The 11243-nt window shown below is 51.1% G+C and carries 6 protein-coding genes; all 6 read left to right on the forward strand.

Annotation, left to right across the window (positions count from 1 at the left end; all coding sequences use genetic code 11):
* Positions 1 to 27 precede the first annotated feature (27 nt).
* The 6 genes from leuC (at position 28) to E2980_RS04765 (ending at position 11169) form a co-directional block, all read left to right on the forward strand.
* Positions 28 to 1449, forward strand: a complete 1422-nt coding sequence (gene leuC / locus E2980_RS04740) for a 3-isopropylmalate dehydratase large subunit (RefSeq protein ID WP_135150972.1) — start codon at positions 28 to 30, stop codon at positions 1447 to 1449.
* 17 nt (positions 1450 to 1466) lie between these two features.
* Complete coding sequence (leuD, locus tag E2980_RS04745) at positions 1467 to 2069, forward strand: 3-isopropylmalate dehydratase small subunit (protein ID WP_135150973.1); 603 nt, start codon at positions 1467 to 1469, stop codon at positions 2067 to 2069.
* Between the two features lie 192 nt (positions 2070 to 2261).
* Entirely contained in the window at positions 2262 to 3737 is a 1476-nt protein-coding gene (locus E2980_RS04750; RefSeq protein WP_135150974.1) for an N-acetylmuramoyl-L-alanine amidase family protein, read from the forward strand.
* A gap of 61 nt (positions 3738 to 3798) precedes the next feature.
* Positions 3799 to 6495, forward strand: a complete 2697-nt coding sequence (locus E2980_RS04755; RefSeq protein ID WP_135150975.1) for an S-layer homology domain-containing protein — start codon at positions 3799 to 3801, stop codon at positions 6493 to 6495.
* 301 nt (positions 6496 to 6796) lie between these two features.
* Positions 6797 to 7465, forward strand: coding sequence for an endonuclease III (gene nth, locus E2980_RS04760; RefSeq protein ID WP_135150976.1), 669 nt, complete (start codon positions 6797 to 6799; stop codon positions 7463 to 7465).
* Positions 7462 to 11169: a dynamin family protein gene (locus tag E2980_RS04765; RefSeq protein ID WP_167746969.1), complete on the forward strand. Its 3708-nt coding sequence runs from the start codon at positions 7462 to 7464 to the stop codon at positions 11167 to 11169. Before nth ends, E2980_RS04765 begins: the two co-directional genes overlap by 4 nt.
* Positions 11170 to 11243 lie beyond the last annotated feature (74 nt).

Genomic DNA, 11243 nt, shown 5'->3' on the forward strand with positions numbered 1-11243 from the left:
AGAAGTCCTATTGGGGTGAACAGTCAGATGAGCAAGCAAACCATGTTCGAGAAAATTTGGAATAACCACGTCATCGTCGCTGGAGAAGAAAAGCCTAGCATTCTTTACATCGACCTTCACCTGGTTCACGAAGTTACGTCTCCGCAAGCGTTCGAAGGCTTGCGCCTTACCGGACGCAAGGTAAGACGTCCCGACCTTACATTCGCAACGATGGATCACAATGTTCCTACGAAAGACCGCTTTAATATCTCCGATCCGATCTCCAAGCAGCAGGTGGATACTTTAACGGAAAATTGCCGCGAATTCGGCGTGAAGCTTTACGATTTGAACACGATCGACCAGGGCGTCGTGCACGTTATGGGGCCGGAGCTGGGCTTGACCCATCCGGGTAAAACGATCGTATGCGGCGACAGCCACACTTCCACTCATGGCGCTTTCGGAGCTCTTGCATTCGGAATCGGCACGAGCGAAGTAGAACACGTTCTGGCTACGCAATGCTTGCAGCAATCGAAAGCGAAGACGATGGTCATTCGCTTCAACGGCAAACGCAAGCCGGGCATTACCGCGAAAGATATGATCCTTGGCTTGATCGCGAAGTATGGCACGGACTTCGGAACAGGCTACGTCATGGAGTATACGGGCGAAGCGATTCGCTCCTTGACGATGGAAGAACGGATGACCGTCTGCAACATGTCTATCGAAGCCGGCGCCCGCGCCGGATTGATCGCTCCGGACGAGACGACGTTCGAATACTTGCGCGGTCGCGAATACGCTCCTCAAGGCGCTGCATTCGACGCTGCGGTCGAACAATGGAAAGCATTGTGTACTGACGACGGGGCAGAGTTCGATTCCGTTCTCGATTTCGACGTGGATTCCTTGATTCCTCAAGTGACTTGGGGCACAAGCCCAGGCATGGGAACGGGCATCACCTCTTCCGTGCCTGTACCGGAGAACCTTCCTACGGAGAACGAGCGCAAAGCGGCCGCTAACGCGCTGGAATACATGGATCTGAAGCCGGGCACTCCGATGACGGACATCGAGATCGATTACGTGTTTATCGGATCTTGCACTAACGGACGCATCGAAGACTTGAGAGCTGCGGCATCCGTCGCGCGCGGCCATAAAGTCAGCCCTAGAGTCACGGCGATCGTCGTTCCGGGTTCCGGTCGCGTCAAGATCCAAGCGGAGAAGGAAGGCTTGGATAAAGTATTTACCGAAGCCGGTTTCGAGTGGCGCGATGCGGGATGCAGCATGTGTTTAGCAATGAATCCGGACGTTCTTAAGCCGGGCCAACGCTGCGCGTCGACTTCCAATCGCAACTTCGAGGGTCGTCAGGGCCGCGGCGGACGCACCCATCTCGTGTCGCCGGAAATGGCAGCGGCGGCTGCCGTACAAGGCCGTTTCGTCGATGTTCGTACATGGGATTTCAAATCCGAAGTGAAGGCGTAAGAGGAGGATCAACTAACATGGAACCATTTGTAAAGTTAAACGGACTGGTCGCCCCTGTTGACCGGGTTAACGTAGATACGGACGCTATTATTCCTAAGCAATTTCTGAAAAGAATCGAGAGAAGCGGGTTCGGCCAATTTCTGTTCTTCGAATGGAGATGGGATGAGCAAGGCAACGTCATTCCCGAATTCAACCTAAACAAACCTCGCTATCAAGGCGCTTCCGTCTTGTTGTCCCGCGCCAACTTCGGCTGCGGATCGTCCCGCGAGCATGCTCCTTGGGCGATTATGGACTACGGCTTCCGCTGCATTATCGCTCCTTCGTTCGCGGATATTTTCTATAATAACTGCTTTAAGAACGGCATCCTGCCAATTAAGCTGAGCGAAGAGCAAGTGGATGACCTGTTCAACCGCACGAACGCAACGGAAGGCTACAAGCTGAATGTAGATCTGGAGAACAAAACGATCACCGACGGAGAGGGCCTGAACATTCCGTTCGAATTAGACGAGCATCGCCGTCAATTCTTGCTTCAAGGGCTTGATGATATCGGTCTTACGCTGCAGCATGAAGCCGCGATTACCGCTTATGAAGCGAAGCGCGCAGCAGGAGCTACAGCTTAAAAGAAATTGGAATTTAAAGAAGCGAATAAGACCCAATGGCCCCGATTCGGCAAAAATCGGGACAATGGGTCTTTTTTTCCTCTATTACGCAACTTTTCTACGTGACATGCGTCTAATGATTCGTGAACAAGCCGCTTGGTTATTACATATTTCGGCACCGTTCTCAAATCTTTTTTTACATCGAGGTGAAGCATGAAGAAGTGGTTGTCCTTGTTGTTCGTCGTCGCTAGCATGCTGTTCCTGAGTGCGGGTATCGTTAACGCCGCTAAGTCGGAAGCAATGATCCCCAAGCTTATTCTGGACGGTAAAGCTTTGCAGCCTAAAGTACCGCCGATAGTTATGGATAAGTCGGTAATGATTCCCGTTCGGATCGCGACCGAGAGCCTCGGCTATAAGGTGGATTACGACAATAACAAAAAACAGGTTACGGTGTCGAATAGCAAGAAGAAGCTTGTCATGACGTTGGACAAGCCTACGGCCTATCTCGATAGCATGCCTCAACAGATGGTATTGCCGCCTACATTGAAATCCAATAACATACTTATACCTCTTAGATTCCTTGGCGACTCGCTCGGCGTTCAAGTTTTCTGGGACAATCAAAGTAAATCGGCCTTTTTATTTTCATCCGACGATAATGAAGACGGAAATAACGACGGATCGGATACTACGCCGCCCGATGGCGGTTTGATCGGCATCGTCGATCCGGAAGAGGGAGAAGGCAACGGCGATGGGAGCGAAGTTCCTCCTGTCACGCCGAATCCGCCCGTCGACGTGACAGGGACATTGTATGAAGTTCGATATGAAACGGATTCCGTCGTTCTGAAATACGACGGGTTAATCGCTCCTTCGCATTTTAAGCTGGATAACCCGCAACGAATCGTTATTGATATACCGAACACGAAATACGCGGATACATTCCTTCCATTGGTCGATTTTACGACGATGAAGGAAGGAAGTCTTTTGGTTACGGAACATGAGGCTCTGAAATCCGTTCGCTATTCGATGTTCGGCGATGCGGTTAAATCTCCTCGATTCGTTCTTGATCTCAATCAGGCATGGGATTATGAAGTCTTGAATGATCCAACCATTGGGGAACTTAGATTCATCTTGAAGAAACCGCTGCCGGACAAATCGTTATTCACGGTCGTGCTGGATGCCGGACACGGCGGAAGCGATCCTGGAGCGATCAGCATCTCCAAGAAGGCAGAGAAAACCTTTAACCTATCCGTCATTCTGAAGGTACAAGCTATTCTTGCCATTGATGAGCGGCTCAAGCTCGTGCTTACCCGTTCAGGGGATTCGTTCCCTTCCTTGTCCGACAGGTACAATCTCGCGAATTCCATCCAGGCTGATCTATTCGTCTCGGTTCATGCGAATAGCTTTACATCCTCGACGAACGGTACGGAGACCTATTATACCCGAGCCGATAGTAAGGCGTTTGCTGATCTGATGCATTCGCTTTTGGTCCAGGCAACAGGACTCAAGGATAATGGCGTTCGCCAGCGAAGCTTTGCGGTAACAAGAGAAACTAAAATGCCCGCGGTATTGATAGAAGCGGGTTACTTATCCAGCAAGATCGACGAACCTCAAATGTGGACCGACGATTTCCAGAATCGGGTCGCGCAAGCCATTGCTACGGGAATTATGCAACAGTTGAAATTAACTTAAGTCATCCGGCCCTCTCTGGGGGCCGGTATACGTGTATTACGGGAGAGGGGACAATCGTTCAATGAAAACAGGTTCTAAATGGGTTTCCGGTATGGTAGCAGCTTCTTTATTATGGACGGGAATGACATGGTCAACGTCTACCGTTTCCGCAGCATCGCCTTTTAGCGACGTGAAAGCGAACCATTGGGCGGAGAAGCATATTACGAAGCTGGCTTTGCAGGGAATTCTGAAAGGCGGTACGAACGGGAAATTTAACCCGAGCAATGCCGTAACGAGACAAGAAGCGGTGATCATCGCGCTAAGATTCATGGGAGTCGCAGACGAGGTCAAACTATCGGATGTGCTCGTATTTCCAAGTTCATTAGTCATTAAAGAGGACTACAAACCTTACATAAAGTTAGCCGTTCAGAAGAAGATTCTAATGATAGACGAAGAAGTTGCGCTTGCCGAGAAGGAACAGGGCAAAGAATGGGGCAAGAGTCCGGCGACGAGGGAATGGATGACGAGGTTGCTCGTTCGCGCGATCGGCAAGGATGCGGAAGCCAAGCTCGCGAGCGCGCAAGCGACTTCTTTCGGCGATGACGCGAAAATCGACGTAAAACTTAAAGGCTACGTAAACGTAGCCGTGTCCTCGGGACTCGTAACGGGCGTAACGGCTACGAAGTTCGATCCGCTAGCTTCCGTAACACGCGAGATGGCATCTACTTTGTTCAGTCGCGCCGAATCGAAAATCGAAGTGGCGTATTCCGGACAAGTCAACGGAGTCCTGCTTTCCTCTTCCGCAACTCAAATGACGCTGCTTCATTCGGACGGCGTTGTTAAGGATTATAAGCTGTCCCCAAACGCTTCTATCTACGGATTCGGATCTGATCAGATTACAGCCCTTTCTAATCTGAAGCAGTATGGAGAAGTTTTTTTAGTTAGCTATAGCGATGGAAGCATCGGATACGTCGAACAGACGAACGAAACGGCTAAGGTGAAAACTTACGAGGGTACTCTGACTCGCGTATCCACTTCGCTCAACCGCTTAACTGTTTTGATTGGGGAAGATTCGAATTATTACTATTACGATCCGCAGCATCTCCCCGCGATCACGGATTCAAACGGTCAAGCAGTGGCATTGTCTGACTTGCCAGTGAACGTAAATGTGAAAATATTAGTAGACGCCGTTAGAACGGACGGCAAGATCGTTTCCGTGGCAGTGAAGCAGTCCGTAACGAATAAGTCAGGTGCGGGAACTGTTTCATCGTGGAATTCCGCCACCCATTCGCTGCAGGTGAAGGATTCCGTTACGGGCAACATTGAAAGCCTCGCGGTAAACGTTAATGCCATTATCAAAAAAGACGGCGTCAACATTGCATCCGAGGATATGAAGGTTGGGGACACAATCTCCTACGAGGTAAAGACAGGATCGGTAACTAGCATCGTCGTCACGAAATCCCAGAAATCGACTATTTCGGGAGTATTGAATGCAATCGATAAGACAGACAAAACGATCCAATTCACTCTAAACAACAATCTTGAAGCGGAATACTTAGCCGATAATGTCGCGGTTAAAATCGACGGATTCGCAGAACCGACGTTAGACGATCTATATAAAGGCGATGCAGTTACCTTAACCCTGAACGACAGCGGCAAAGTATCATTAATCACAGTAACCGGAAGAACCGTTAAATCCTTGGTAGCTGCAACGATTAACAGTTACGTGGTAGATGCGAAGACATTGATCGTTTTCGACGCCGCAGGGACGAAATACAACCTTGACGTAAACGCGTCGACCCGCTTCGATCTGAATGGGACTAAGCTTACGCTAGACGCGGCAATTCCGTTCATCACCGCAAAGGGGAAAAAGATTAACATCGGCTACAGCGGTACGAATGTCGTTTATGTATCCATCATCGCTAAATATTCGGGTACGGTGACGGAAAATAACACGTCCGCGAAAACGTTGAAATTAGCGATAGACTCGACTAACAATATTACCATCGGTTATAGTAGCCCAATTGTGGAGATTTACGGACAAAACTCGGAAACATACTCGGATATCCGCATCGGAGATCAAGTAACGGTGTTATTGAACGCTTTCCAAGATCAAGCGGCCTCGATACTCGTGCAGAAGAACGCGCAATTCGAGTTCGTATCCTCCGATCTTACCGGCAACAAGCTGCGGGCGAAACGCGCGGACGGCGTCGTTGAGGAGTGGACTCTGGCATCGACCGTCGCTTTGCAGGATGAGAACGGTGCTGCGATTGCCTTGAACGCATTGAACTCTGCGAGTCTGCTCAATGTTACTTTCCAAGGGAATACGCCTGTCAAAATCAAAGCGGTGTCCGTAACCTACGGAAGAGTATTGTCAGTCAACACGGCGAACGCATCGATTGATATCGTGACATCTTTGGGCGTTGCAGTAACGAAGCCGGTAGGAACAACTCCGATAATTATGCGAGACAATGTCGTATTATCCTCGCTTACAACGGTTCAACCCGATGATCGCGTGGAAATCCGCAAGGACGAGAACGATCGCGTAGTGATCCAGATCGTTCCGGTTTTGCGCAAGATTTTCTGGTATGCCGAGATCGATACCAGAACGATTAACGTGAAGAAAGAAACGCTAACCGACACCAATTTCTACTTTACTGTTCATCCGACAGCATACATTCATCAAGGAACTACGACGCTAAGCCTCGCCGACTTGCGAAACGATGACGCCATCTCTCTCTACATCCTTCGCGGCAAAGTAGTCGAGATCGCTAGGTAACTAATTATATGAATTAATATGAAAACCCCCTCCTGGTCATTGACCAGGAGGGGGTTTTAGGTTGCTTTTATTCCTTCTAAAAAAAGCGGTCAAATTAGAGGATAAGAGGGTATCTCCTGGAAGAGTTTACGTCCGCCTCTTGGAGCCCATTGCCACCTTTAAATCTCATCAAGGCAATGGGCGGAGAGCAAGCGGCTGGAAGGAGATACCCTCGTTCCTCCCATAAAAAGACTGCTTATTGCCCCATTACCAAACTTCCGGTAAACTTATTTATGAATTTCGGATTTATGAAGGAGAGCCTATGAACGCCGTAACGATAAGGCATGTGCTAGATACGATGGCGGACATGTTTCCCGACGCCCATTGCGAGCTGAACCATCGCAATCCGTTCGAGCTAACGATTGCCGTTCTGCTGTCCGCGCAATGCACGGATGAGACCGTCAATAAAGTGACGGCTGCTTTATTCGATAAATACCGCAGCCCTCAAGATTACTTGAACGTTCCCCAAGAGGAGCTGGAGAACGATATACGCCGAATAGGCCTTTTCCGCAACAAGGCGGCCAATATCCAGAAGTTATGCAGAATCCTCCTCGATAAACACGGCGGAGAAATTCCGCCAAGACACGAAGATCTCGTGGAATTGCCCGGAGTCGGAAGGAAAACGGCCAACGTCGTCATGTCCAACGCGTTCGACGTACCGGCGATTGCCGTGGATACGCACGTCGAACGCGTGTCGAAGAGGCTGGGAATCGCAAAGGCTGACGATTCCGTCTTGGAAGTGGAAAAGAAGCTGATGCGCAAGGTTCCTCGGGACGAGTGGACGCTTACGCACCATCGGCTTATTTTCTTCGGACGGTATCATTGTAAAGCCCAGAACCCGAAATGCGAGCTCTGTCCGATTCTGGAACATTGCAAAGAAGGCAAATCCCGCATGAAGGCGGCATTGAAGAAAAGGAGCGTAACCCCGTGAGTCAGATCGACATCAGTGCTCCGAATTTGAATCAGCCATCATCATCATCATCATCATCGGATCTCATCGCCGATTATCGTTATTCTCTTGAACGGATGTCTGCTAGGACTGCAGAGAATGGGGACGCCATTCAGGCGGAGAAGTACTTAGAGTTATCCGAGAAGCTCCGTATCGGAAGATTAACCGTCGCGTTCTGCGGACATTTCTCCGCAGGTAAATCCACGTTAGTGAATACGATCTGCGGGGCAACCCTGCTGCCGGCATCCCCCATTCCGACTAGCGCTAACGTAGTTACGGTCGTCAACGGGGAACCATCTGCCGAAACGGTTTTCCGCGACTCCCAAGGCACCGTATTTCCAGCAAGACAGATTCCCGTTGAGAAGCTTCACGACTTCGCGGTGGATGGAGAAGGAGTTACATCTATTCATGTGTCCTATCCCATCCCTCTGCTTGGCGAGCGAATGGCAATCGTGGATACGCCCGGCGTGGATTCTACTGACGGGGCCCACCGGGCCGCAACGGAATCCGCGCTTCATCTGGCCGACGTTGTTATATACGTAACCGATTATAACCATGTTCAGTCCGAGGTGAATTTCCGGTTTCTGCGCAGCATGGCTAGATGGGGTAAACCAACCTATCTTATCGTCAATCAAGTCGATAAGCACCGCGAGGATCAAATCACGTTCGCCGCTTTTCGGGAAAGTCTAGAGCAAGCCCTAAGCAATTGGGATATCAAGCCCGCAGCTACGTTGTTCTTATCACTCCGGGATCCGGGTCACCCGTTATCCCAGTGGGAGCAATTTCTTCAATTGCTGCGTGATATTCAACCTCTAGCCACTCCCTTGATGCTAAGAAGCGCCGAGCGTTCCGCCTATCATCTAGCTGAGCAATATCGGGAAACCTTGCATGCCCGGAACCAGGCCGAGAGAGACCTCTTGTTGGATAAGCTAGGGGACGACGGCGAATTTGAACGACGTACAGCTTTGAGAGAATCCCTCGAGCAGAACCTTTCCGATATCCAATCGGCTGGAGATAAACGCAGACAACGCGTAAGGGCAGAGTTGGATAAGCTGCTGAATAACGCGAACCTGACTCCTGCCGAAACCCGAGAGAAGGCCAGAGAAATGCTGGTCGCCATGCAGCCGGGGTTTAAAGTAGGATGGCTATCGAGCGCGGCGAAGACAGACGCGGAGAAAATATCGCGGCAAGATCGGCTTGCGGAAGATTTTAACCGTCAAGTTTCGGCGCACGTAACCGGGCATTTGAAGGAAATTCTGCGTAAGGAAGCAGAGCAATCCGGCTTTGAAGGGGAAGCCCTCGAGTTGTCTCTAGATGCTAGCTTCAAGCCGATTAGCGCTGATTGGCTAAGAAGTATCGTGAAAACCGGCGCAGGGGCGGACGGTCAAGCGACTTTGCATTATTCGGCGGAAATCAGCACGGAGTTGAAGTCCCAATATCGCAAAGCCGCGCTTCAATGGATCGACGACTTGCAGCAGAGGAGCCAATCTGAGCTTGACGCCCAGGCTGAGCAAATTCAAGTTCAACTTGCCGAGCTTGCGTTAAAAGACCAGGCGGCCAATGAGATTGCCGAGCTAGAACAGGAAGAACTCGCGGAGGAGCAGCATCTTATCTCTTTGCTTCCTAGCTCGGATGTGCATGACGGAATGGCTTTACCGGAGCCCAAACCTATTTCAATCGAACAGATCCATAGAGAATCAGGCATATCCGATGTACAGCCTCCGTTTATTTCTAATCCATCAACCATAGATGAGAGTGACACGGAGCCAGAGGAACTTCCTCAACGTTTAGGAGCACCGAGAGGTGCCGCTGAGAAGTTGGAGCGTGCTGCATCGCTTCTTGCCCAGGTGCCTGCCCTGAGAGGAATCGCGGACAGCTTGCAAGCCAAAGCGGAGCGGTTCAAGAACAGAAGCTTCACGATCGCGTTGTTCGGTGCGTTTAGCGCCGGAAAGTCCTCCTTCGCTAACGCGCTCGTCGGCAAACCCGCGCTGCCGGTATCTCCTAATCCGACGACCGCTACAATTAACCGCATCATTGCGCCGTACGGCGATCATAAGGACGGTACCGCTCACGTTACGATGAAATCGACGGAGAGCTTCACGGAAGATCTCCGCCATTCCCTCAAGCGAATAGGCGTGAGCAAAGAAAAGATGATCGAAGCAGGATCGGACATCCCGCGACTGCTTACCCTGAAGGATCCGATATCCGCCAGCGAGCTGCACCCTCGCGGTAGACCGCATTTGGCCTTCTTAACCGCAGCGGCAAGAGGCTGGAGTCAATTCGGCCAGCTGCTTGGAAAGCAACTGACGGTGCAGGAAGAGGAGTATAGGCGGTTCGCGGCGGAAGAGCAAGCTTCATGCTTCGTCGCCGAAATCGATTTATTCGTCGACTCCCGGATTACTCGCAGCGGAGCCGTGCTCGTGGATACCCCGGGAGCCGATTCCATCAACGCGCGCCACACGGGAGTAGCCTTTCAATATATCAAGAACGCCGACGCGGTCTTATTCGTGACCTATTACAATCATGCGTTCACCGAGGCGGACCGGGAATTCTTGAATCAGTTGGGCAGCGTAAAGGACGTATTCGAGCTGGACAAAATGTTCTTCGTCATTAACGCGGCGGATCTGGCTTCCTCCGATGAGGAGCTGGATGCGGTCCGCGGGCATGTGGGAGCCCAGCTTCTTAAACACGGGATCCGTAAACCGAGATTGTTTGCGGTATCCAGCCTAATGGGCTTGCAGGCGAAGCAATCGAGCGACGCGGACAAACTCCAAGCCTCGGGCGTGACCGCATTCGAAAGCTCATTCCGCGCTTTCTCAGAGGAGGAGCTCGGAGGTCTGGCGCTTGCGTCCGCGGACAAGGAATTGGATCGGGTGGATAAGCTTCTGGACAGCTGGCTTCAATCCGCTAACGAGGATGCGGCAACACGTGAGGCTAAGGCCCTCCGTTTAGCCGAACAGGCGAATCAATGGCGCAAAGAAAGCGCGGAGAACACGCCTTCCGCGACGATACAGCCGTTGCATCAGGAGATCGGAGAGCAAATGTACCATATACGTCAAAGATTGAAATTCCGATTCAAGGAACATTTTCAATCGGCATTTCATCCGTCGGTCCTGCAAGACGACGGCCGCGATCTGAAGAAGCTTCTGCAAGCTTGCGGAGAAGATCTTAAGCGTTCGCTAGGGGAAGATCTGCTGCAAGAGCTTCGAGCTGCCGGCTTGCGCCTAGAAGGTACGAATCACGGTCTGACGGTTAAAGCTCTTGGCGCTTTGTCTGGAATAACCGATATGGAGCGAGAAGGCTTCACGCCCGAACCTATCGAGCGAGAGGCGTTAGAGCTGCCTTTACCCGAACCGTTCGCGAACGGCCCTGCCTTCGAAACGAAGCGGCTTTGGGGAGCATTCCGCTCGCCTAAGCATTTCTTCGAGAATGAAGGCTCTGCATCGCTTAGGGAGGAACTCCACGAAAGCTTGTTCCTAGCGATAGATACGGAGTTGGAGAAGTTACGGGAGCAATGGAACAATACCGCGGAGGTAGCGCTCCAGGCTGCCGTCCGATCAACTTCTATCCTGTGGTCTGAACAGCTTGCTGCCTTCGCTGCTAGCATGAGCCAGACGCTTCGCGAGCCAGGCGAAGAGCGTTTATTGGCGGAATTGCGAGAGCAATGGCGGAAAATCAGGCAATAACATTCAAATACGGCTTTTTCCCATCGTCTTTCGGATGGGAGAAGGCCTTTTCTTTATCTGCCTTATATTTCCTC

It is taken from the genome of Cohnella luojiensis, from assembly GCF_004564235.1.
GTDB classification, from domain to species: Bacteria; Bacillota; Bacilli; order Paenibacillales; family Paenibacillaceae; genus Cohnella; species Cohnella luojiensis.